The following is a 22,037-nucleotide window of genomic DNA, read 5'->3' as shown; positions in this document are numbered from 1 at the left end:
TTGTTGTTTGCAGCAATCGAAGGGTCTAAGACACTGTCTCTCACCTCCGCTGGATGCTGAAACGACGGCAACTGGGTTGACCCTGGGTTGGTCTAAAAGCCATGTATGACGCCCAGCGCGCGGGTTAAACTGGCACCTTTGGCATGATTCAACTGCATAAGCTGGTTCGCTATCCTGCTCCAGTAAGAATTTTCTGCTTTCTGCTATTGCTAGCGCTGATTTGGGTGCCCATCGCCCTGCCGCTCTACGCATGGCTGGGCACCGATGGCTCTCTTAGCGTTATTCCCTTAGTTTTGCTCTACGTCTTGTTCATGGTTTGGCTGGTGCCATGGGGTCGCCGCGTGCATAGACAAGCTCAACCGCTGCGCACCCACGGGCTGGGGGCATCGGCCCGCCATGGGCGAGAGCTGGTAATTGGGGTAGTCGTGGGTTTGGTGAGCTTGGCGCTGCTGTTTACCCTGGAGGGCGGGTTGGTTTGGCTCACCTGGCAACCGGCACCGCCAAACCTAGGGCGAATTGTCCTGGAAGGGTTGCTGTTAGGCCTAGGTGTTGGTCTGGCTGAAGAACTGCTCTTTCGCGGCTGGCTACTGGATGAACTGCGCTACGACTGGGGCTTTACCCCGGCCCTGTGGGCCAGCGGCACGATCTATGGGGCGCTGCACTTTATCAAACCCTGGGAGGCCATTGTAAAAGAGCTGCCTAGCTTTCCGGGCCTGTTGCTGCTGGGGCTAACTCTGGGTTGGGCACGTCAGCGCACTGCCGGACGCCTAGGACTGGCTATTGGGCTGCATGGGGGGCTGGTGGCGGGCTATTACCTGATCGATGTAGGCGATTTGGCGATCTACACCGAGCGAGTGCCGGAATGGGTGACGGGTCTGAACCAAAACCCTCTAGCCGGAGCTATGGGAGTCCTGTTTCTTGCCCTGATTAGTGCAGGTATTAGGTACGTCCCAGGCACTTCCCCATGGCGAGATGTTAGTTAACTATTGTTAGAAGCCGTTTGAGAAGTCCTACGGTTGGTAGCGAATGGCTGAGTCCCCGCACTAGCCTATTGCGAGTCAAACACGGCCAACTTTACTAGCGTTTAACTGCTGTAGGCTACTCGGTAGGGTTTGGCATTTCTGCTGCATTAAAGACTCACCATGGAAAACCGCTCGGCTCGATTTTACACGCTGCTTTCTATTGGGGCAGCTGTTTTAACGATTTTGCTGAAAACCACAGCCTATCGGTTGACGGGCTCGGTGGGATTACTGTCTGATGCTGCTGAATCGGTGGTGAACCTGGTGGCTGCGATCGTCGCGACCTGGGCCGTGACGTTTGCGGCTAAACCGCCCGATGACGAGCATGCCTTTGGGCATTTCAAGGCGGAATATTTTTCTAGCGGTGTCGAGGCGGTGTTGATTTTGGTGGCGGCGGGCAGCATTGCCTTTGCGGCCTGGGGTCGTCTGTTTGACCCCCAACCCCTAGAACAGGTGGGCATTGGCTTAGCCTTATCGCTGGTGGCAACGGCGATCAATGGGGCACTGGCTTTCGTTATGCTGCGGGCCAGTCGGCGGCTGCGCTCTATTACCCTGCGGGCAGATGCACACCACTTACTGACCGATGTCTGGACATCGGTGGGGGTAGGCGTGGGGGTCATTCTAATTCCCATTACTGGTTGGCTAATTCTTGACCCGATTATTGCCTTGGTTGTCGCGGCCAATATTATTTGGGCGGGGCTGAGATTACTGCGCGAAACGGGGATGGGCCTGTTAGATACCGCCTTACCGGCTGAGGAGCGCCAAATTGTTGCCGATGCGTTGGAGCCTTTTGAGGCTGAGGGAATTCAATTTCACGCGTTAAGAACTCGGGTGGCCGGTGCCCGGCGGTTTGTCTCGCTACATGTGTTGGTACCAGGTAATTGGACAGTTAAGCAGGGGCATGACCTCTGTGAAGCAATTGAGCTGGCGATCGCCCAATCGCTACCCGGCACGTTTGTGTTTACCCATTTGGAGCCTTTAGAAGACCCTGTGTCGTGGGCAGACCAAGCCCTGGAACGTTAGCCTGCTTGAGTTTTGACTGGCCTCGCTAGTCTGCCTAAAACTGTTTTCATCACCTCTCTTCCGCATTCAAACAACTGTGGAAGAGTGCTTTCATTTATTTTGCTTCATCAACCATCTGAATAGTTTTTTCTTCAACCTCTTCAGCAATTCGAGCTAACTCCGGATCCTGGGCCAGGGCTGCAAGCATCTGAGCAGGCTTAATCAAGCCAATCTTCGTTGTACCTTTTTCGGTAAAGACCGAGATCCGACAGGGTAATGCCATGTTCAGCCGCATATCCGTTGCCATGACGGCTGCTGCCTGCTGCGGATTACAAACCTCAAACACCTTGCACTGCTCTTCAAACTCAAGGCCTTTGCTACGCAGTGTTGCCCCAAGGTCATGAATATGGAGAACGCCAAAGCCATAATGCTTAACGGCCAATTCAAGGTCGGTGGCGGCCTGCTCAAAGGGCTTTGCCGTTTTGACTATGTAGTACATAAATATTTACCTGAGAGCGAGGGTGAGCCTTTTTATCTGTAGATCATAGTGAAGTCACCGTGACTCGATAACCTTCAAAAGAGAGATTACGTCACTCATCCAGATGTTCGGCCACTTCCCGGTAAAGGGACATGATGTGATCGTCGGCCAGGCCATAGTAGACATTGCGGCCTTGGCGACGGTAGGTGACTAGACGCTGCGATCGCAACACCCGAAGCTGATGGGACACCGCCGATTCACCCATCTTCACCGCAGCGGCCAGATCGCACACACAAAGTTCTTGCTGGGCTAGGGCCGACAGTAGCTTGAGCCGATGGGGATCGGAAAGCGCGCTAAAAAACTCTGCCATCCTCTGAGCTTGTGCAGTGCTTAGCACCTCGGGTTGCACCTGGCGCACATTGTCTAAATGCACCAGCGATGCGTCACAGCTAAGAGCGTCAGCCACTTCAATGGTGGAGGTCTCTGTAGAACGAGAATTAGCCATCGATTGGGTTCCCTGGCTTTTTCTCTATGATACTGAGAATCGTTACCACTGAACATCTGCTCAGAGGATTGAAGGCATTGGTCTTATGGGGCTTGCTCGCTTCCCTGCTGCACCTGCTGTATGAAGTACAGGGTTTGCTGATAGCCTTGGCTGTCGCCCTCGGCCTGAAACAGCGCCGCCGCCTGGCGCAAATCGGCCATGGCGGCTTGAGAGTCGCCGAGCTGGTACTGCAAAATACCGCGATTGCCATAGGCTTCAGCCAGCTCAGGATTGAGGCGGAGCGCAGTATTGAAGTCTGAGAGGGCAGCTTCGCCATTGCCCAGTTCGGTATAGATTTTGCCCCGGTTGTAGTGGGCATCGGCGTTGTCTGAAGCCAGGGCAATCGCGGAGTCTAGGTCGCTCAGGGCCTGGGGTAAATTGCCGGTGGCGGCCAAGACAAGGCCGCGATCTAGGTAAGGCTGGACAACATCAGGGGCTAGCTCAATGGCTTGGGTCAGATCGGCGATCGCCGCCTCGGCATTGGTCATGTGAGCGTGGGCCTCTCCCCGGTTGTACAAGGTTTCTGGGTGGTCGGGGCGAAGCTGAAGCGCTCTGGAAAAGTCAGCGATGGCAAGTTGATAATCGCCCAGGTCGTGGTAGGCAATGCCGCGATGGAAATAGGCCTCAGCACTTGTGGTATCGGCTTGAATCGCCTGGCTGTAGGTTGCGATCGCTGCCTCTAGCTCCCCTTGCTCCGCCTGCTGTCGGCCTTGATTTAGGAGGTTGACGGCAGCTTGCTCCACCGCATAGGCAGACCGCATCCCCACGGCACTTCCATGAGCGACCACAAGGGCCATTCCTAGAGCTACCGCTAACATTCTCTGGATCTGCATGGCTTCTCTCCTAACCGCACTACTGAGCTATGGGTCTTAACCGTGAGTCTGTACCGTAAGGCCTATGCACGGCTCCAAACCGGAGCCTTATGAAGCTTTACAAGCTGAGCTAGCCCCATGAATCCGAGCATTTAGTGGGGCATTCCACAAGGCATCATGCCGTTACCCATTGGCATCCCTGCGACTCCATACCAGTCCTGCAACCAAGCTTGCATCTGCCAGATCTCTTGCCGCTGGGTATCGGCAATATTTTGAGCAAAAGGCTGGACTGCCTGGTGCTCGACCAGACCGAGGTCTACCAGGCGTTGCGACATCATCACAGCCCCCATGTGGTGCATGATCATGTCTTCTAAAAACGCCTGATCGAGGGCATCTCCTTCGAGCTGGCTAAGGTCACGCATCATGGGAGCGTAGGTACGATTGGTGTCCTGACCAGGATACCAATCGCCTAGCCAGGCTTCCATCTGCTCGATTTCGGCTGTTTGCACGTCGATGATATTTTGAGCAAACTCTCGCATCTCAGGGCGATCGCTGTACTCCAGCACCCGTTGAGCGGTGGCAATGACTTCCTCATGGTGAGGAATCATCAGGCCTAAGAATTCAAACTCGTTATTGGCCTGCATCATGTGCATCATTTGCCCGTGATGCCCCTGCACCCCGTTCTGGTTCATAGGCATTTGCCCCCGACCGCCTGGGTGCCCCGGCCCATGTCCTGGTTCGCCTCGGTGCATGGTCATTTGGCCCAAATTCATCGGCATTTGCCAACTGGAATGTCCAGGCTGCTGTAGTGGGTTGGCACTGGAAGGTAAGGAAATAAAAGGAATCGCCGCAACACCTGCGATCGCAGCGCTGAGACCTGCGATCGCAGCAAAAGATTTAGTGGACTGTCGCATAGTAGGATTACCTCCTTGAAGCGCGTACTTTCAGTGTAGGCCTTTTAGTTAGGTGGCTTCTCTGCTTAAAGTGATAAAAAAGGGGCATATAGCAGTTTTCATAAATATAGAGTACGCCAAAAGCCCTAAAACCTTTATCCAGCAAGGGTTAGATGTGATAATTATGAATTCTGCCATACATCTCTTCTTAAACCAAATGCCCGCTATAACCTCCAAAAATTCAACCGATTAGGATGTCCCAATAAAGCCCCCTTTCCTCAAGGGGGCAGCTTAAAAAAAGGGGAATTAAATGCCCTTTTTTTAAGGGGGGTTAGGGGATTGAACGAGAGCAATTCAGTCGAGACAGATTTGTGTATACACAAGAAAGTTAGATTGAGAGGACAAGGGGCCAGTACCCAGAAAAGCATAATTGTAAGTTTGTTTAAAAAACGCGAGAAGTTTGAGGGCGGAGTCACAAGAGTATCTGCGTCACCAGTGCCATAATCGGCAGATCTAGCAGCGGGCCGATGACCAGGGTTAGGGCAATCAGGGGGCGATCGTTAAAGACCGCTGCTGCCACCGCCAGCGCCAGCGCCACCAGAGAGTTTCGCGCCAGGGTCGTGCAAGTCAGGCAGACTACCTCGGGATATGCCAGCCGCAACCGCTGCCCCAGCCACTGAGCCAGCACAAAATTAATCACAAAAAACGAACCAATGGTCAACAGCAACCACAGCAGCAGATCTAGACGCTGAAGTAACGCCTTGCCCTCAGCAGCAAAGATAGCCACAATCGCCCAGGTTCAAACAGAGGAGTTGGGCGATCGCCACCTGCGGCAGCTTTTGATGGAGCCAGGTTAGCTCCTTGAGCCAGCCCATGCCGTATCGAGACAGCAGCACCAACGCCAGCGGAATAAGCAGAACGGTAGCTATTTTGCCTACCAACACTCCCAGATCGAGGGAGACCAGCGCCTGGGCAAACAGGGCCAGATAGACGGGCAGTAGCACCATCTGCAAGACAAAATTCAGCGGTAGTAGCGCCGTTGCAAGGCTGACATTGCCCTTGGCAATGCCGGTAAACACCAGATACCAGTCAGTACAGGGGGTCACCATCAGCATCAGCAGGCCCACCCGCAAATCGGGCGCATCTCGCAGAAACAGCGCCCAACCCCCCAGGCCAGCAGGGGCATCCAGACAAAGTTCACCGCCAGACTCGCCAGGGCGACGCGGTAGTTGCCAAAGGCTTTGCCCAGGTGCCGCAGCGGAATCGGTAAAAACGCCGTGTACAGCATCCCCATCAACAGCGATGTAATGAGCTGGCTTGCTAGGGCACCAACATCGCCAATCAGCGCCAGACCTAGCCCCAGCAGCACCGAAAGCAGAATTAGCAGCGGCTGCGATCGTTCAAACCAGGTCATGGTTAGGATATCTGTCTACAGAAGGGCTGCACTATACATTCAGCCTAGGGCCTCGCCCAACTCTTGAATGAGATTGCACACTTTAACGCCGGATAGATTGTCTAAGGGGCAGGCGGCCCAACTCGTGCGGTAGGTTTCTAGCATGGTTTACGGGCAGTAGCCTGCCGAATTTCTTGCTCCAGGGTTGCCCCTTTGCAGTCGATCAGCGGTTATGCCGCAGTAACTCTTGCATTTCTCCCGTGGAGTCATCGCATTTGACGCCTGGCAAACCAAATGGTAAGCGGAGGCACTAGAATCCACATCAATAATGGTACTAACCCAGTGCCTAAAATCGGAATTGTTGGCATGGACTCAGTATAGGACCACCGATTGAGGGGGCCAGTGGCCAAGGCTTCGATGACAACGGTGATGACCACTCCCACAAGGATAAAAACACTCATTTGGCTACGGCTTGGGTAACGTAACCATTGACGAGACTTTGATAGAGTTGCGACGACCCAAAATGCAATCAACATAATTACGACATCTCCGACTGTAGCGAGGGTGCAATTTCGGACTATATCAAAGTGGGAGTATCCTGCCGGAATTTGATAAAACCACATTTGCTGAATTTCCCAAAAGAAAGACAGAAAAAACGAAAATATAAGTATATTAAACTCAGGCGATTTTAGCCAATTCAATGGTCTATGGCGGTTCACGGTTTTAGCCTTATTTAGAATAAGTCAGACTTGATCGGATAGTTCTTCGAATAGCATCTATAGCGGTTCCTGAACACATGAGGTACACCTGCCAGTTCAATGCGAATCCACTGAGAAAATGATTAGAGGCCATCGTTAGATTACAGCTTCTCTCATTATCAACCAATTCACTCAGTAAATAAAACAGCCGTGGCTCAGATTTAAAATAGCTAAATTGACCTCTATCGCTAGCAGAAATGTAAAGATTATTTCGCGGCACTAATGAATCTTCCTCTTGACGGATACGCCCGACACTAGCAATAAATTAAGTTGAAAGTATAATTTTGTTCCTAACTCCTCTCCCCCATGGCGTAGTTAGCTTCTCGCAGAATGGAGGGATGAACTTTGCAGTCTTTTTCGGCTCTCCATCCTGCGAGAAGCACAACCGCCATAGTAGAAGAATTTTGGGTGAGCAAAACCTCAGGCTTCTAAGCCAGGTGGGATTTGGGCATGATCAAAACCTAGATAGTTCAGCCATATCCAAGAAGGAGCCGATCATGAGCGCTGCAATTGATAACTTTACCAACCAGCTGCACGACCGTTTAGAGGCGATTGAAGAGCGAGCAAAAGCTCTGCGAAAAAGCATTCAATCTATTCCTAAGGAAACGCAGGCTGAAATTCAATCAAAACTGGACGGAGTAAAGAGTAATTTAGACGCCAAGAAGCAGGAGTTCGAGGAGTATCGGGCCAAGCTCAAAACTCAGTTTGACGCGAAAGAAGCCGAGGTGAAATCGCAGGTTGAAGACTGGAAGACCCGCCGCGAGGTCACAAAACTTGAGCAGCGGGCCGACCAAGCGGAAAGCTATGCCAATACCGCCATTTTCTTAGCCATGGCGACGATGGAAGAAGCTGAAAAGGCCACTCTAGAGGCGATCGCAGCCAGACAAGATGCCAAAACGGCTGCGGACACCCCAGAGCTATAACCCTATGGTTTCTCCAGACCTTCTCCAAAAAATAGATGCCTACTGGCGCGCCGCTAACTACCTGTCGGTGGGGCAAATCTATCTGTTCGATAACCCGTTGCTCAAGCGCCCGCTCACGCTGGCCGACATAAAACCCATGCTGCTGGGGCACTGGGGCACCACCCCTGGGCAGAACTTCATCTACGCTCATCTCAACCGGGTGATTAAACAATACGATCTCGACATGATCTACGTCTCCGGCCCCGGCCACGGTGGTCCGGCGGTCGTGGCCAATACCTACCTAGAGGGCACCTACAGCGAGGTCTATCCCGACATTAGTCAGGATGAGGCCGGGCTACAAAAGCTTTTTCTGCAGTTTTCGTTTCCCGGCGGCATCCCCAGCCATGCCTCACCGGAGTGCCCCGGTTCGATCCACGAAGGCGGCGAGTTGGGCTATTCTCTCAGCCATGCCTTTGGGGCAGTGTTCGACAACCCCGATCTGATCGTGGCCTGTGTCGTAGGCGATGGTGAAGCAGAAACCGGCCCGCTGGCGACGGCGTGGCACTCTAACAAGTTTCTCAACCCCGCCACCGATGGCACAGTGCTGCCCATTCTTCACCTCAACGGCTATAAGATTGCCAACCCCACCATCCTGGCTCGCATTGAGCCGGAAGAGTTAGATCAATTGCTGCGGGGCAACGGCTGGACACCGTATTACGTCGAAGGCCATGAGCCAGCATTGATGCATGAAGCCATGGCAGCGACCCTTGATCGGGCAGTGGAAGACATTCAGCGCATTCAGTATGAAGCCCGCGCTCTAGGTCACACGACCCGCCCCCGCTGGCCAATGATCGTGCTTCGATCCCCCAAAGGCTGGACGGGGCCAAAATGGGTCGATGGTTTGCAGATCGAAGGCACATTTCGTGCCCACCAGGTACCGCTCTCCGACCCAGCCACCTATCCCGAACACCTGAGGCTGATAGAAGACTGGCTCAGAAGCTATCGCCCCGACGAACTCTTCGACGAGTCAGGCCGACTGAACCCGGAGCTGGCGGAATTAGCGCCCAAAGGCGATCGCCGTATGGGGGCCAATCCCCACGCTAATGGCGGGCTGCTGCTGCGCGATTTGGTTATGCCTAACTTTCGCGACTATGCAGTGACGGTACCTTCTCCCGGAGCGGTGCAGGCTGCCGATGCCCACGAACTCGGTGTGTTTTTGCGGGATGTAGTCAGCCTCAATCAGGAGCAGCGCAATTTCAGAATTTTTGGCCCCGATGAAACCCTCTCTAACCGTTTGAATGCCGTGTTTAAGGTGACCGATCGCCAGTGGGATGCCCAAACCCAGGCCAATGATGAATTTCTCGCCGCCGATGGTCGGGTGATGGAGATGTTGAGCGAGCACCAGTGTGAGGGCTGGCTAGAAGGCTATCTGCTCACCGGGCGGCACGGCCTCTTTAACTGCTACGAGGCCTTCATCCATATCATCGACTCGATGTTTAACCAGCACGCCAAGTGGCTAAAGGTGACGGCAGAGCTACCGTGGCGGCGACCGATTGCATCTTTAAACTACCTGCTGGCTTCCCACGTCTGGCAGCAAATGCACAACGGCTTTACCCATCAAGACCCAGGGTTTATCGATCACGTTGTCAACAAAAAAGCCTCCGTCGTGCGCGTCTACCTGCCGCCCGATGCCAACTGCCTGCTGTCGGTTTGGGATCACTGTTTGCGCAGCCGCCACTACGTCAATGTGGTAATTGCGGGCAAATATCAAGCCCCGCAATGGCTCACGATGGACGAAGCCGTCAGCCATTGCGCCGCAGGCATTGGTATTTGGGACTGGGCCAGCAGCGACGGTGGCACCGAACCTGACGTGGTCATGGCCTGCTGTGGCGATGTGCCTACCCTAGAGACCCTAGCCGCTGTCTCTATCCTGTGGGAGCATCTGCCTGACTTAAACATCCGCGTGGTCAACGTCGTTGACCTGATGCGCCTGCAACCGGAAAGCGAGCATCCTCACGGACTCAGCGATGAGGCGTTTGATGACCTCTTTACCCAAGACAAGCCGGTGATTTTCGCCTTCCACGCCTACCCGTGGTTGATCCATCGGCTCACCTACCGCCGCACCAATCACCCCAACATCCACGTGCGGGGCTACAAAGAAGCGGGCACAATCACCACGCCCTTTGACATGACCGTACTGAACGACCTCGATCGCTTTCATTTGGTCATGGATGCGATTGATCGTCTGCCCTCTCTGGGCGCTCAGGGGGCCGACCTAAATCAAGCGATGCAGGCCAAGCTAATTGAGCACAAACAATACATCCACCAGCACGGTCAAGACTTGCCAGAAATCCGCCACTGGACATGGAGTTCGGGGTTGACGCGGCAAGCAACACTAGCGGCGGAAAAAATGCCTGTACCGACCTGAAACAAGGGAAGGGAAGCCCAAATCCCCATTCACCTGAAGGAAGAAAACGGCGGTGAGATTCTGATCTTTCAGGTTAAGTAGGGGAACGTAATTAAGCAATTTCATTCCGGCTAAAGAGACGAATCTCAGACTCTGCCAACGACCAAGTTGAGCTAAATCTAATCCACTTACAATCAGAAACCACTATACAAGTCCTAATCCAGGCCGATCGCAATATCGAAGATAAGAAGGCTCTAGAGGAAATAGATAATATGCCCCCTATTCAAGAAGTGACAACGATTTCTAAGGTCGAAACATTGGCCAAATTATACCTAGAAAGCGACCCTGCCGAAATTTCTGATGAAACACTCGCAGAATTGTGTGATTGGCTCTGGGGGGAGTTTCAGAATACCCCACTCAACCTAGAGTTTTCATGGTACGAGCGCTATGACAATGCCGCAGAGATGTTTGCTGATATCAAGCAAAGTCATCTCTGGGTATCTGCCGAAAATTACGACACAACCATGGGACTTAACCCCATCTATGGTTTTATCTTTCAGGGACTGCATGACAATGACCACTACCAAACCCAAAGCGATTTCAGCCTAAAAGGGGAAATCGCTACCTACAACGCCACCGCCAAACGTGCGCCCAGTCTAGCCATTCAAAAGATTGTCTATTCTGAAAGCGTACTCAGACCGGCTGCCTATATTTTCTTGGGCCATGCGCCGATTTCAAAAATTGTTTTTCCATAGCTAATAGAAAAGCTCGTCCATGAGCATTTTCACCGTTTACGTCCATCTCCCTACCATAAAAGGCCAACGCTATGAGCACAGCTATACTGTCATTAAAAACAACCAAAACTAATTGGTCTGATGTAATTGAGTATCCTCAATCTGGAGCCAAGAGCAAGATTCTGCTAGAAGATAAAAACTGTCGCTATACGCTGATGTCTCTGGCGGCAGAATCGACCATTGCAGAACATACTAATCCTCGCAATGCGACGGTGAATGTAATTGAGGGACAAGGCGTGCTGATGCTGGAAGATGAAGAGATTGTTCTGGAATCTGGAGTCTTTGCTTTTATACCCGCCAACGCACGCCACGCGCTCAAAGCAGCAATTAACCTCGCCTTTTTATTGACGCTCTCTGAACCGGTTACTGGCTCCAATCATTGACCTTAACGTTCCAAAAAATCAGGAAACTATCATCATGATTCGACTCCTCGTTAATTTTTTGGAAGCCTTGTTGAATACCTTTTACCAGGGTCGCGATCGCGTCTTCGCCCGATTTTTTGTATTGGAAACTGTTGCCCGCGTACCCTATTTTGCTTTCACCTCCGTTTTACACCTCTATGAAACAATGGGGTGGTGGCGCAAATCTGACTGGCTAAAAGTTCATTTTGCAGAGTCCTGGAATGAACTACACCATCTGCTGATTGCCGAATCCCTCGGTGGCAATGATCGCTGGTATGATCGCTACCTTGCCCGGTTCGGAGGATTGATTTACTACTGGATCATTGTTTTAGTCTATATGCTAAACGCCTCTGCTGCCTACAACTTCATGCAGCAGGTTGAAGAGCACGCCTATCACACCTATGATCTATTTCTAAAAGAACACGGTGAAGAACTCAAACAGATGCCTGCACCAAAAGTAGCAATTAACTACTATCTAGATGGCGACTTGTATATGTTCGATGAATTTCAAACAACGCATCCAGAAGCCTTTCGCCGTCCTCAGATTGAGAATCTCTACGATGTCTTTGTTGCCGTTCGCGAAGATGAATTAGAGCACGTCAAGACGATGATTGCGTGCCAACAGCCTGAAGCCAAAGAGACATTCCAAAGCCCCCACGCAGAAAATCGTCCTGCACTTCCAGAATCGGTAAGAGCCGCGATTGAGTTGCAAACCGCGCAAATCATACGGGAAGCAGAAAAAGAACCTGTCCAAATAGCGTAATTTCCAAGGAGATAGGCCATGTTAGATATCGATGAGATGAGCACAATAGAGATCCATAAACTGCTGCGAAAAGTAGGGCATGGACATCTGGGCTGCGCCCTTGACGGGCATCCTTACGTTGTGCCAATGCACTATTATTTTGACGATCCAGCAATTTATATCTTCACCACAGTGGGGATGAAAACTAAGTATATGGATGTCAATCCAGAGGTCTGCCTACAGGTTGAAGATGTCAACACTCTCAATCACTGGCGCAGCGTTACGGTGATGGGGCGAGCCGAGCACATCACTAAACAGGCCGATATTGATCGCGTGATGGAATTTGTCAAAACACACAACCCAGCCCTGTCGCCTGCCATTAACCGCACCTGGATTGACGCTTGGGGGCGGGCAGAAGAAATGGCGCTTTACCAGATTCACCATAGCGAAATGGCTGGACGAACGACTGAGGGCGTCAGCAGCTAGCAGCTATCGAATTGAGTACTACGGCTCCATTAGTGAGGACTATCAATATTACCAAAGGATAAAGACATGCAGGTTCAAATCAACACCGATAGTAATATCGAAGGTAACCAGGTGATCGCGGAACAGGTTGGATATGCCATCAGAGACACCCTAGACCGCTTCAGTCAGCATATTACCCGAGTGGAAGTTCACCTCAGCGATGAGAACAGTGATGAGAAGTTTGGTGCCCATGATAAACGCTGTTTAATCGAAGCTCGTCTTGCCAACCATCAGCCGATTTCGGTGAGCGATCAGGCGGCGACCGTAGAGCAGTCTCTCAGTGGTGCGGCGGAGAAAATGAAACATTTGCTGGATACTACCCTGGGACGATTGAGCGATCGCTAACAGCCAACCCCAAAACTCAAATCATTAAGGAATTTTCCTGAGCCATTCCATTCATTCACAGGATCTAGAGATGGACCACAAGCGCCAGCAGACTGGGCAAACATACCCTGCCTCAGAGGCTCAAGATAGCCACCAATCCCACCATGAGCCGAACCAAGCTCAGGTGAAGGGGCACGGCAAGGGGCACGATAAACATGCTGGCCACAGCCCCGCCATGTTTAAGCGGCGCTTCTTAATTTGCCTGGGGCTCACCCTGCCCGTGCTCTATTTTTCACCCTCGTTTCAGCAGTGGTTTAGCTATCAGGCTATTCAGTTTCCTGGTTCAAATTGGGTGACGCCTATTCTCTCCACCGTGATTTATTTTTACGGCGGCTGGGTATTTCTCAAGGGCGCTTGGCATGAGCTGCAAAACAAAATTGGCATGATGACTCTGGTGGCACTGGCCATCACCGTAGCCTTTGTCTACAGCGTAGCAGTGTCCCTGGGCTTAGAAGGCAATTCGTTCTACTGGGAGCTGGCCACCCTGGTGGTGATTATGCTGCTCGGCCACTGGATAGAAATGGCCTCTGTACAGGGGGCCAGCCGCGCCCTAGAACACTTGGCCAACCTGGTGCCGTCCGTCGCTCACCAGCAGGTCAATGGGCAGATCGAAGATGTGTCGGTGAGTGCCCTGGCGGAGGACGATCTGATTCTGATTCGCCCCGGTGAACAGGTGCCCATCGATGGCACAGTGCTCGACGGCAACTCCAGCGTCAACGAAGCCTTTTTAACCGGAGAGTCGCGCCCAGTGGTGAAACAGGTCGGCGATGAAATCGTCGCTGGAGCTGTGAATGGAGAGGGGGCGTTGACCATCCAGGTGACACGCACTGGCGACCAAACCACTCTGAGCCAGATTATGCGCCTGGTTAAGGAAGCGCAGGCCTCTAAAAGTCAGTATCAAACTCTGGCCGATCAGCTGGCTGGGTGGCTGACCTATGGGGCAATCTCAGTGGCCACCCTGACCTTTATCCTGTGGGTGTCGCTGGGCAACAGCGGGCTGACCTTTGCGATCAATCGAGCGGTGACGGTGTTGGTCATTACCTGCCCCCATGCCCTGGGGCTAGCCATTCCCCTCGTGATTATCAACGCCACCTCTATGGCGGCCAAAAACGGCATTTTGGTGCGCAACCGCGATGCCTTTGAGCGGGCGCGGGGCATTAAAACCATTGCCTTTGACAAGACCGGCACTCTGACCCAGGGTAAGTTTGGCGTGCAGCGCATTTACGCCGACGGCATTGATGAGCTAAAAGCCCTGGTAATCGCCGCCTCGCTAGAATCTCTCTCGGAGCATCCCCTCGGAGCTGCCATTGTGGCAGAGGCCGAGAGCCGCGATCGCCAGTTATCCCTAGCCAGCGACTTCAAGGCCACACCCGGACAGGGGGTAGAAGGCGTGGTCAACCAACAGCGATACCGCGTGGGTCGGCCTGAGTGGGCCGAATTGTTGCAGTTGCAGTTCTCGTCATCTCTGCAAGCGGGGCTGCACGAAGCTGAAGCCCGAGGTGAAAGCGCGATCGCCCTGATGGACGACCAGCAGGTGCTGGCGGTTTTTGGGCTAGCCGATCAGGTGCGCGCCTCAGCCCGAGAAGCGGTGAAAAATCTACAGACCATGGGCGTGCAAGTGGTGATGATTACCGGCGATGCCGAAGCCGTCGCTAAAACCGTGGCTGAGGAGTTGCACATTGATCGCTACTACGCCCGCGTGCTACCCCAAGACAAAGCTGCTTTGATTCGTAAACTCAAGGCCGAGCAGCCCACCGCCTTTGTGGGTGATGGCATCAACGACGCCCCAGCCTTAGCTGAGGCAGATTTAGGATTGGCGATCGGTGCAGGCACTAATGTGGCGATCGAGTCAGCGGATTTAGTCTTGGTCAAAAGTGACCCGCTCGATGCCACCTACGCCCTCAAACTCGCCAAAGCCACCTACAACAAAATGATTCAAAATTTGTTTTGGGCCACTGGGTACAACGTCATTGGCATTCCCTTAGCCGCCGGAGTGGCCGCCCCCTTTGGCTTCCTCCTATCGCCAGCGGTGGGGGCCGGGTTGATGAGCGTTTCGACTGTGGTGGTGTCAATCAATGCCATGCTGCTCCGCCGCGTTCGTTTACACGATGCATCATGACCTGTCGTACGAATGACCGGTTAACGCGGCTTTGTTGCCTGAATAGTTTAAGCGTCAGCAATTCCCTCACAAGGCCATTGAACTAAGGCTCAACCGCATAGCTATCGGGCTTTGCCAGTTAGACCATACGATTGAGCGCTGCACACTGTAAGAAGATCTCGACGGCCTGATTATCGAAGGTTCGAAATCGAACTCGACCGAGCGGCCTCATACTCAGCCAGTTCACCATCAATCATGACTGGAACTTGCCCAAAACCATTCCAGCTAAGCCTTTTTTGGCGGACTCGACTGATCAGCGTCTTCTCCTCGGGAAGGGTCATTTTTGCTGAGGATAACCAATGCTCTGTCGATATCTCGGACTTTTATGCCCCTCAGAGCTGTCAAAATCGCTCTAATTAGGACAACTTCGTCGGTGGTTAGGGTAATCATGATGTTCTCCGCTAGCAGCACGCCTCCCCTGGGTTCGCCAGAGCGTGCATGACAATCATGGCTTCATCATAAGGCAATTGCCTTTACAAGGCAATATCCCTAGATTTGTGTTGAGTAAACTATCAACATAGGGAAGCAGCCTTAAAGACAGAGCACCAGTGCCTAAGCCAGCTAAGCCACAGATCAGGGTCTATATCACCGAGGATAAGGATCGTCTGCTGAAGGCGATCGCAGGTATTAAAGACTCCTCAGTGAATGCGATCGCCAATGAAGCCATAGATCATTGGCTGGCTGAGACAGAGCAACAAGAGATCATCCAAAAGTTCAACCTCGATCAGTTGGAGGAGTTGAGTTAATCGCCTCAAGGCTGAAGCAGGTACAGATGGGCCAGATAGCTCATACTTCATTTAGCTCCTTGCCCTTACTCAGGTTGAAGTGTTGCTGGTCTTGCTGTAGCTCCTGTCGAATCAGGGCAAACCGCTGCACATCTGCCTGAGTCAACCAAGACTCAATTTCGTAAAACGTCTGCCTACCCTGCCGGTGTGTCCGCAACGTGAGAATTGTCTCCGGCAGGTGGTAGGCATCGCCCCTAAACTCGATATTCAGATCGCGCCCCCGCTCCACAATCGTGTAGAACTGCTTGCCCTCAAACACCCGCTGCCCCCGATGCTGCCCCTGGCAAAACCGCTCCAGCAGCAGCACCGCTGTCCCCGCGATCTGCTCCTGGGTCTGGCGGTCAACAGGGATCGGTGTTCTGGGGCGCGGCGGAGTCACGTCAGGTCATTGATGAAGGGATTGAGCCCCGCCATGATGGCGGCATCGTCGCCCAAGAACTCCCGCAGCGGCTGATCCACCAGCCCTTGGTCGGGCAGGGTTTTGATGGGTTCTGCTGAGATGGATGCCGTGGAGCTATCGGCTGATGGTAGATGTCGTGAGGATGGCTTAACCAGTGGGAGAGCGGTCTTGGGTGGCCTTATCGAATCATCTAAGGCTTCCAGTTCTGGGAGAAACCGCTCCTTGATTTCTAGAATCTGAGTCGTCAATTGCTGAATTGATCGCACGGCCTGCCGCCGGATCTCATCTTTGGGGGCTTGAACCGCTGCCATCGCAAACGGGCCATAGCAGCCATTCAGGGCCGATCGCATACGGGCATGGAGGTCATGGCGCGATCGCCCCCGGCAGTATCCGATCACTGCAATATCCAGCTCATCTCGGCTGGAGTACTGAATTCGAGCCTTTGTTTCTGAGGTTTGGGTCATGCTTCTGAGTCCTTATCTTTGCTGCGATTAAAGAGAGTGTGGCGCTAGCGAGTTTGGGTTGGATTGGCGCTGTACATAAACGTTTTGAACAACCCATAGACATCGGCCCAGCGGACGCTGGTGATCAAGTCGGGTTCAGCCGTACCCTCCTGGCCTCGCAGCACGTCGGTCATCTCCTGTCGTAGGGCTTCAGCCCAGGTGATCTGCTGGGTAAGCCCGCGCTGGTCAAAAAACTGTTCCAGTTCTGGCCGAATAAAGTAGGCGGCACCCCCGCCGACAATCACCTCCACCTCAGCGGAGGGCAGCCACTCCACCAGAAACTGATTCACCCGATCCAGATAGAACTCACGGGCATAGCTACAAGCCTTAGCCAGGTCGAGGGCTTCCTTGCGGCCTGGGACGTGAAAGGTGGGATGCCCCTGCAAAACCGCTTCCAGCAGAGCCGGATCATCGGGGGCAACTCCCGGCAGCTCGGTGGCACACTGCTTTAGGTATTCCACGAACCCTGGGCCCTGGGAGGTGCTGTTAGTTTCCTGGGGCGTGCTGCCCTTCTCAAAGGTGAGGATAGAGAGATTGCGGTGGCCAAACATGAGGACAACGACGGTAGAATCGCGAATCCCTACCCCCGCGCGAGCCAGCTGCAAACCCTTGGCCAGGTAAAGCCCGGCCCCCTCCGGCTGCATCTCGATGCGCTCTAGCTGCCCAAACAAAGCTCGGCCTCGAAAGCTGAAGTCTGAAATGGCCCCCAGAATCTGAGCCTTCAGTTCCTTGCGGTCTTGCCAATATTCTTCCAGCGGAAGCAGCAGACCCAGTTGAGCGGTGAACTTACACCCTGTGCTGTCGGAGTCCTGAGCTGCCAGAGTTTTCTCAGCGATGACGCCAAGAGTGGCGAGAATTTTGTAGACGGCGCGATCGCGCTTGGGCAGAGCGAGACCCGAGTCACCTTTTTGGGCGATCGCTAACGCCCCAATGGCATAGGCACTATTGCCCACCATCACATAGGCACTGTCCTCGGGTTCTTGGCTGGTCAGCCCACCCAGCATCAGCCGGTCGAGGCGAGCGGGGTTTAACCGAGCTACCTGGGGGGCGAGGTGCAGCAGGTAGGGCTGGCCCTGCCAGTAGAGACACTTGGTGGCAGAGCTGCCCATGTCGATATAGGTCTGGATGATTTGGGTCATAGTTTGAATGCCAATGACAGCGTTTAATCAACATCCTGAAGAGCAAAGAGGGCCTTCAATTCTGTTAATGGATATCTGTATTCTGAGTTGTCGTTTTTATTCACGACTTAATAACGACTGAATTGTTATTTTCAGCAAAATCCATCATCGTTTTGATGACTGGTGAATTCTAATCACGACTTATTCACGACTTGATAACGACTTGCCTGCCCTGAATTCGGGGCAAACCTGGAATTACCCAATCATTCACGACTTGATAACGACTTAATCACGACTTCTCCTTTTATAGAGTGCAGATTCCAATCAATAGATTGATGAATAAAAACAAACTTTGCGGCTCTCTGAACTGAACAGAACTGACATTTTCTGTGGGCTAAAACAGAGAGTATTGCCCCTTGTATTCTCCCCAGGGAATGCCCCGGCAAAAGCCTGATGGGCTGCCCTGGGGGCTACGCCACTCCACTGCGTTTCGTAGCTCCGCGTTTCACACACCACGCCCAGCCCTGGGCCAGGGGGTTGCTGAAACCCAGCATTAGCAGGGGTTCCAGTCATGGGAGCCAATGGCCGGTCGTTTACGAATCACTGACGAATTCACGGAAAAGCTCATGGGTAAAGGATTTAGCGTCTCGCTGCCCCTTGAAGAGGCAGCGATTGTCGAAAAAGAGGCTAATCGGCTGGGCCTACCCGCCGCCAGCATCATTCGCCTGATGATGCGCGATGGTCAGCAGCGCCGCGAACTGGAGCGACAGGTGGATGACCTCAAGGCCCGAATGGAGCTGCTGCAAGTGCAGTTTCAGGGGCTTCAGATTTTGATGGAGACCATCGCCCTGGAGCAGGCCAATGCCCGAGGGCCGCAAGCACTGGAAAATCGCAAGGCGCTGATTCAGGAAATCCGCAAGCGCCAGGGATTGGTAGAGGACTAGGAGGTCAGCCATGCTCAGCCTGACGGTGATCAGCGCCAACCAGGGCGAGACCTACTACACCGCCGAGAACTACTACACCAGCGAAGAGAACCAGGCCCACTCCGGTTGGTGGGGCCAGGGGGCTAAGAGCCTGGGGCTAGCGAGCCAGGTGCAGGGGGGCGACTTCAAGAATCTGCTCCATGGCTCCCATCCCCAGGGGCACCAAACCCTATCGGGTCGAAAGATCGACCCGGAGCGTCATCGGGCCGGGCTGGATTTAACCTTCAGTGCGCCGAAGAGCATTAGCCTGGCGGCCTTGGTGGGCGGCAATGACGCGATAGAACAGGCCCATCGCACAGCGGTGGTGCGCACTCTGTCCATCATCGAGGAGCGCTATGCCCAAACACGGGTGCGGACTCCAGAGGGCAGGCAGGCCATTAGCACCGGCAACCTGATCGTCGCCCAGTTCCACCACGACACCTCCCGCGAGAAAGATCCGCAGCTGCACACCCATTGCGTGGTGATCAATGCCACTCAGCTAGACAATGGCCGCTGGCAGTCGCTCCACAATGACATCCTCTTCAAGCAGCAAAAGCTGTTGGGGATGATTTATCAGAACGAGTTGGCAGTGGAGGTGCAGCGCCTGGGCTACGGCATTGAGCCCAGAGCCAATGGTCAGTTTGAACTCAAGGGGTATCAACCCGACGACCTCCAGACCTTTTCCAAGCGGCGGGAGCAGATTCTGGCGGCGGTGGAGGAGAACGCGACGGCCCAGGAGCGAGAGCTAGCAACGTTGATGACCCGAGCCCCTAAGGGCAAAGAAATTCCCAGAGAAGAGCTGCGCACCTACTGGCAGCAGCAGGCCCAGGCGCTGAAGCTGGAGCACCCCCAACCCCAGCTGATGGATTGGCAAAGCCACCCAAAGCGAGCCACCCAAGCCGGACTCACCCACTGCGCTGAGCGGGAGGCAGTGTTCCATCGCGAGCAAGTGGAGCGGTTTGCCCTGGAAAACCATCTAGGACAGCAGCGCTTTGATGAGGTGCAGCAGACATTGGATACCGATCCGGAGGTGATTCACACCCATGACCAGCGACTGACCACTCAGACGGCGGTGCTGCGGGAGTTAGAAACCATTCGCACGGTATTGGATGGTCGGGGGGATGTGGGGAGTATTGCCACTCCGACACTGGTAGAAGCACATCTGCGCGATCAGGGGCTGACCGAGGGGCAGGTGCAGGGCGTGATGTTGGCGGCTACCACCCGCGATCGCGTCATCGCCTGGCAGGGGGTCGCCGGGGCGGGGAAGAGCTACGCCCTAAATCAGTTTCGTCAGATTGCGGAGTTCCAGGGCTACACCGTGCGGGGCTTTGCCCCCAGTGCAGAGGCGGCGAAGTCGTTGGGCGACTCGGCCCAGATTCAGCCGGTGGAAACGGTGGCGGCGTGGCTGTGTGCTCAACCGGTGGAACCCAACCCGGCTCAGCCCGAGGTTTGGGTGGTAGACGAGGCCGGGCTCTTGAGTGCTAAGGATGCGCTGGCCCTAGTGACTAAGGCCCAGGCGCAGCAGGCCCGAGTGGTTTTGGTGGGAGATACCCGGCAGCTGTCGGCGGTGGAGGCGGGGAACCCGTTCAAGAGTTTGCAGCAGGCGGGGATGGCAACGGCCTACCTCACCCAGTCGCTGCGACAAAAGAATCAGCAGATTAAGGCGGGGGTTGACTTGATTGCCGCTGGGGAGATTGCGGCGGGGGTGCGGCAGTTGAAGCCCTACATTCAGCAGGTGAGTAGTCAGGAGGCGAGGGCGGCAGCGATCGCCCGCGACTATCTTGCCCTGGCCCCAGAGGAGCGAAATAAGACCTTGCTCTTGGCAGGCACCAACCAGGAACGGCTGGCAATCACCCAGTTAGTGCGAGAGGGCCTGAAGGCAGAAGGAACCTTGGGCCAGAGTTTGACGGTGAAGCGGCTGAAAGCGAGGGATTTGACGGAGACCCAGGCGGGCTATGCCCACCATTTTCAGCCGGGGAATGTACTGATTCCCCAGGCCAGCTATAAGCGGCTGGGGATAGAAAAGGGGCAGCGCTACGAGGTGCTGACGACGGATAACTACAGCAATGGGCTGATGCTGCGAGGGCAATCCGGGGCAGCGTTGCAGGTGGATCCAGCTCAGATTGGGCGGAAGTCGGTCTATGAGGTGGAGGAGATGGAGATTGCGGTGGGCGATCGCCTGCGGTGGACGCGCAATGACTATACTCTGGGGCGGCGCAATGGCCAGGAGTTTGAGGTGGTGGGCTTGGAAGATGGGCAGGTAATGATTCGCTGGGGCCGGGGGGCGGTGGGATGCTTCGAGAGTTCGGAGCTGGCGCATCTGGATTATGCGCTGGTGAGCACCACCTATGCCGCTCAGGGCAAGTCGGCGGAGCGGGTGATTGGGGCGTTGGATCGCTATGTGGCGCGGGAGAGCTTTTATGTAGCGGTAAGCCGGGTGAAACGGGAGCTGCGGCTGTATGCCTCGGAAGATTTGGATCGGCTGATTGAGCGGGTGGAGCGATCTCGGACGAAGGAAAACCCTGGGGAAGTTACAGGTGTCAGTAGTGGCAGATTTCAACTCGCTGATCGGGCACTACCAAAGAATTGGGGCGATTTAGTTACCATAGTCAATCGACAGGTAAACTCGGCTCACGCAAGTCATAGCGGCAGTTCTGTCAGACAGGATAGAAGCTTTGAACGATAAGGGATTGGCCCAAGCCAAGGTACAGGAACAAAAACGGAGTAAGGGGAGCAGAAAGCTTTACCAGCTGGGGATTTGATAAGGTGAGTGGTGAGGAGGCGATCTGGAATTACCATGTCCTTCGGGCAACTCTTTCCTAACACCCAAATTCATTGCTTTACAGGCGACCGAGAGTTTGTAGGTCGGAAGTGGTATGGCTTCTTGCTGTTACTCAAGGCCATTCCCTTTTGTCTCAGGCTGCGCCATAGCGACTGGATCAGCTCTCGCTCGGGCAAACGTCGTCAGACAGGTGAACGGGGCTTTGCTAATTTGGAAGTGAGCGAGCATTGCTTCCTCTAGGGCAAGCGTTGGGTGCGGGGTCACCGCGTCTATGT

Annotated in this window: 23 protein-coding genes; 13 read left to right on the top strand and 10 right to left on the bottom strand. The window is 54.0% G+C overall.

Annotation, left to right across the window (positions count from 1 at the left end; translation table 11 throughout):
- Window positions 1-143: 143 nt before the first annotated feature.
- Window positions 144-983 (top strand): CPBP family intramembrane glutamic endopeptidase, encoded by an 840-nt coding sequence (locus VB780_RS28815; RefSeq protein WP_323354637.1) that lies wholly within the window; start codon window positions 144-146, stop codon window positions 981-983.
- Window positions 984-1,142: 159 nt separating this feature from the next.
- Window positions 1,143-2,042, top strand: coding sequence for a cation diffusion facilitator family transporter (locus tag VB780_RS28810; protein WP_323354636.1), 900 nt, complete (start codon window positions 1,143-1,145; stop codon window positions 2,040-2,042).
- Between the two features lie 94 nt (window positions 2,043-2,136).
- On the opposite strand, the gene VB780_RS28805 is transcribed toward VB780_RS28810, so the two are convergent.
- The 7 genes from VB780_RS28805 to VB780_RS28775 all read right to left on the bottom strand — a co-directional run bounded on the left by VB780_RS28805 (window position 2,137) and on the right by VB780_RS28775 (window position 6,162).
- Complete coding sequence (locus VB780_RS28805; RefSeq protein WP_323354635.1) at window positions 2,137-2,520, bottom strand: DUF302 domain-containing protein; 384 nt, start codon at window positions 2,518-2,520, stop codon at window positions 2,137-2,139.
- A 91-nt stretch (window positions 2,521-2,611) separates the two neighbouring features.
- On the bottom strand, window positions 2,612-3,004 hold the full coding sequence (locus VB780_RS28800; protein WP_323354634.1) for a metalloregulator ArsR/SmtB family transcription factor: 393 nt from the start codon (window positions 3,002-3,004) through the stop codon (window positions 2,612-2,614).
- A gap of 83 nt (window positions 3,005-3,087) precedes the next feature.
- The gene (locus tag VB780_RS28795) at window positions 3,088-3,840 is read right to left on the bottom strand and encodes a tetratricopeptide repeat protein (protein WP_416349275.1); all 753 of its coding nucleotides are present in this window, start codon (window positions 3,838-3,840) and stop codon (window positions 3,088-3,090) included.
- Window positions 3,841-4,007: 167 nt separating this feature from the next.
- Entirely contained in the window at window positions 4,008-4,769 is a 762-nt protein-coding gene (locus tag VB780_RS28790) for a DUF305 domain-containing protein (RefSeq protein ID WP_323354632.1), read from the bottom strand.
- A 451-nt stretch (window positions 4,770-5,220) separates the two neighbouring features.
- The gene (locus VB780_RS28785) at window positions 5,221-5,535 is read right to left on the bottom strand and encodes a hypothetical protein (protein ID WP_323354631.1); all 315 of its coding nucleotides are present in this window, start codon (window positions 5,533-5,535) and stop codon (window positions 5,221-5,223) included.
- Complete coding sequence (locus VB780_RS28780; protein ID WP_323354630.1) at window positions 5,516-5,857, bottom strand: hypothetical protein; 342 nt, start codon at window positions 5,855-5,857, stop codon at window positions 5,516-5,518. The genes VB780_RS28785 and VB780_RS28780 overlap by 20 nt, the downstream gene beginning before the upstream one ends.
- 5 nt (window positions 5,858-5,862) lie before the next feature.
- The gene (locus VB780_RS28775) at window positions 5,863-6,162 is read right to left on the bottom strand and encodes a hypothetical protein (protein ID WP_323354629.1); all 300 of its coding nucleotides are present in this window, start codon (window positions 6,160-6,162) and stop codon (window positions 5,863-5,865) included.
- Between the two features lie 1,075 nt (window positions 6,163-7,237).
- Between VB780_RS28775 and VB780_RS28770 the strand changes: the two genes are divergently transcribed.
- The 9 genes from VB780_RS28770 (at window position 7,238) to VB780_RS28730 (ending at window position 15,958) form a co-directional block, all read left to right on the top strand.
- On the top strand, window positions 7,238-7,822 hold the full coding sequence (locus VB780_RS28770; protein WP_323354628.1) for a hypothetical protein: 585 nt from the start codon (window positions 7,238-7,240) through the stop codon (window positions 7,820-7,822).
- A gap of 4 nt (window positions 7,823-7,826) precedes the next feature.
- Window positions 7,827-10,229, top strand: a complete 2,403-nt coding sequence (locus VB780_RS28765) for a phosphoketolase family protein (protein ID WP_323354627.1) — start codon at window positions 7,827-7,829, stop codon at window positions 10,227-10,229.
- Window positions 10,230-10,480: 251 nt separating this feature from the next.
- Window positions 10,481-10,963: a hypothetical protein gene (locus VB780_RS28760; RefSeq protein ID WP_323354626.1), complete on the top strand. Its 483-nt coding sequence runs from the start codon at window positions 10,481-10,483 to the stop codon at window positions 10,961-10,963.
- 71 nt (window positions 10,964-11,034) lie between these two features.
- Window positions 11,035-11,385 (top strand): cupin domain-containing protein, encoded by a 351-nt coding sequence (locus tag VB780_RS28755; protein WP_323354625.1) that lies wholly within the window; start codon window positions 11,035-11,037, stop codon window positions 11,383-11,385.
- 34 nt (window positions 11,386-11,419) lie between these two features.
- Window positions 11,420-12,166 (top strand): alternative oxidase, encoded by a 747-nt coding sequence (locus VB780_RS28750; protein ID WP_323354624.1) that lies wholly within the window; start codon window positions 11,420-11,422, stop codon window positions 12,164-12,166.
- A gap of 18 nt (window positions 12,167-12,184) precedes the next feature.
- A complete protein-coding gene (locus tag VB780_RS28745) occupies window positions 12,185-12,631 on the top strand; it encodes a pyridoxamine 5'-phosphate oxidase family protein (protein ID WP_323354623.1) in 447 nt (148 codons plus the stop codon).
- A gap of 66 nt (window positions 12,632-12,697) precedes the next feature.
- Window positions 12,698-13,015: an HPF/RaiA family ribosome-associated protein gene (locus tag VB780_RS28740; RefSeq protein ID WP_323354622.1), complete on the top strand. Its 318-nt coding sequence runs from the start codon at window positions 12,698-12,700 to the stop codon at window positions 13,013-13,015.
- A gap of 70 nt (window positions 13,016-13,085) precedes the next feature.
- Window positions 13,086-15,173 (top strand): heavy metal translocating P-type ATPase, encoded by a 2,088-nt coding sequence (locus tag VB780_RS28735; protein ID WP_323354621.1) that lies wholly within the window; start codon window positions 13,086-13,088, stop codon window positions 15,171-15,173.
- 587 nt (window positions 15,174-15,760) lie between these two features.
- Entirely contained in the window at window positions 15,761-15,958 is a 198-nt protein-coding gene (locus tag VB780_RS28730; protein ID WP_323354620.1) for a hypothetical protein, read from the top strand.
- A 40-nt stretch (window positions 15,959-15,998) separates the two neighbouring features.
- Here VB780_RS28730 and VB780_RS28725 read toward each other — a convergent pair whose 3' ends face one another.
- The 3 genes from VB780_RS28725 to VB780_RS28715 are packed head-to-tail and all read right to left on the bottom strand — an operon-like array spanning window position 15,999 to window position 18,039.
- The gene (locus VB780_RS28725) at window positions 15,999-16,376 is read right to left on the bottom strand and encodes a hypothetical protein (RefSeq protein ID WP_323354619.1); all 378 of its coding nucleotides are present in this window, start codon (window positions 16,374-16,376) and stop codon (window positions 15,999-16,001) included.
- The gene (locus tag VB780_RS28720; protein WP_323354618.1) at window positions 16,373-16,861 is read right to left on the bottom strand and encodes a hypothetical protein; all 489 of its coding nucleotides are present in this window, start codon (window positions 16,859-16,861) and stop codon (window positions 16,373-16,375) included. The genes VB780_RS28725 and VB780_RS28720 overlap by 4 nt, the downstream gene beginning before the upstream one ends.
- Before the next feature lie 44 nt (window positions 16,862-16,905).
- A complete protein-coding gene (locus tag VB780_RS28715) occupies window positions 16,906-18,039 on the bottom strand; it encodes a ParM/StbA family protein (RefSeq protein ID WP_323354617.1) in 1,134 nt (377 codons plus the stop codon).
- Between the two features lie 605 nt (window positions 18,040-18,644).
- On the opposite strand from VB780_RS28715, the gene VB780_RS28710 reads away from it, so the two are divergent.
- Together VB780_RS28710 and mobF are read left to right on the top strand one after the other, a co-directional pair.
- On the top strand, window positions 18,645-18,962 hold the full coding sequence (locus VB780_RS28710) for a hypothetical protein (protein WP_323354616.1): 318 nt from the start codon (window positions 18,645-18,647) through the stop codon (window positions 18,960-18,962).
- Between the two features lie 10 nt (window positions 18,963-18,972).
- The gene (gene mobF / locus VB780_RS28705; protein WP_323354615.1) at window positions 18,973-21,666 is read left to right on the top strand and encodes a MobF family relaxase; all 2,694 of its coding nucleotides are present in this window, start codon (window positions 18,973-18,975) and stop codon (window positions 21,664-21,666) included.
- Window positions 21,667-22,037: the final 371 nt, after the last annotated feature.

The organism is Leptolyngbya sp. CCNP1308 (genome assembly GCF_034932455.1).
Classification (GTDB): domain Bacteria; phylum Cyanobacteriota; class Cyanobacteriia; order Phormidesmidales; family Phormidesmidaceae; genus Nodosilinea.
This window is presented reverse-complemented; position numbering and strand designations above follow the sequence as displayed.

Coding starts and splice junctions, on each gene's coding strand:
- VB780_RS28770 (WP_323354628.1), top strand. CDS start 7,238: ATGAACTTTGCAGTCTTTTTCGGCTCTCCATCCTGCGAGAAGCACAAC.
- VB780_RS28755 (WP_323354625.1), top strand. CDS start 11,035: ATGAGCACAGCTATACTGTCATTAAAAACAACCAAAACTAATTGGTCT.
- VB780_RS28800 (WP_323354634.1), bottom strand. CDS start 3,004: ATGGCTAATTCTCGTTCTACAGAGACCTCCACCATTGAAGTGGCTGAC.
- VB780_RS28710 (WP_323354616.1), top strand. CDS start 18,645: ATGGGTAAAGGATTTAGCGTCTCGCTGCCCCTTGAAGAGGCAGCGATT.
- VB780_RS28790 (WP_323354632.1), bottom strand. CDS start 4,769: ATGCGACAGTCCACTAAATCTTTTGCTGCGATCGCAGGTCTCAGCGCT.
- VB780_RS28765 (WP_323354627.1), top strand. CDS start 7,827: ATGGTTTCTCCAGACCTTCTCCAAAAAATAGATGCCTACTGGCGCGCC.
- VB780_RS28805 (WP_323354635.1), bottom strand. CDS start 2,520: ATGTACTACATAGTCAAAACGGCAAAGCCCTTTGAGCAGGCCGCCACC.
- VB780_RS28740 (WP_323354622.1), top strand. CDS start 12,698: ATGCAGGTTCAAATCAACACCGATAGTAATATCGAAGGTAACCAGGTG.
- VB780_RS28815 (WP_323354637.1), top strand. CDS start 144: ATGATTCAACTGCATAAGCTGGTTCGCTATCCTGCTCCAGTAAGAATT.
- VB780_RS28775 (WP_323354629.1), bottom strand. CDS start 6,162: ATGACCTGGTTTGAACGATCGCAGCCGCTGCTAATTCTGCTTTCGGTG.
- VB780_RS28760 (WP_323354626.1), top strand. CDS start 10,481: ATGCCCCCTATTCAAGAAGTGACAACGATTTCTAAGGTCGAAACATTG.
- VB780_RS28780 (WP_323354630.1), bottom strand. CDS start 5,857: ATGGTGACCCCCTGTACTGACTGGTATCTGGTGTTTACCGGCATTGCC.
- mobF (WP_323354615.1), top strand. CDS start 18,973: ATGCTCAGCCTGACGGTGATCAGCGCCAACCAGGGCGAGACCTACTAC.
- VB780_RS28750 (WP_323354624.1), top strand. CDS start 11,420: ATGATTCGACTCCTCGTTAATTTTTTGGAAGCCTTGTTGAATACCTTT.
- VB780_RS28795 (WP_416349275.1), bottom strand. CDS start 3,840: ATGGCCCTTGTGGTCGCTCATGGAAGTGCCGTGGGGATGCGGTCTGCC.
- VB780_RS28745 (WP_323354623.1), top strand. CDS start 12,185: ATGTTAGATATCGATGAGATGAGCACAATAGAGATCCATAAACTGCTG.
- VB780_RS28715 (WP_323354617.1), bottom strand. CDS start 18,039: ATGACCCAAATCATCCAGACCTATATCGACATGGGCAGCTCTGCCACC.
- VB780_RS28720 (WP_323354618.1), bottom strand. CDS start 16,861: ATGACCCAAACCTCAGAAACAAAGGCTCGAATTCAGTACTCCAGCCGA.
- VB780_RS28735 (WP_323354621.1), top strand. CDS start 13,086: ATGGACCACAAGCGCCAGCAGACTGGGCAAACATACCCTGCCTCAGAG.
- VB780_RS28810 (WP_323354636.1), top strand. CDS start 1,143: ATGGAAAACCGCTCGGCTCGATTTTACACGCTGCTTTCTATTGGGGCA.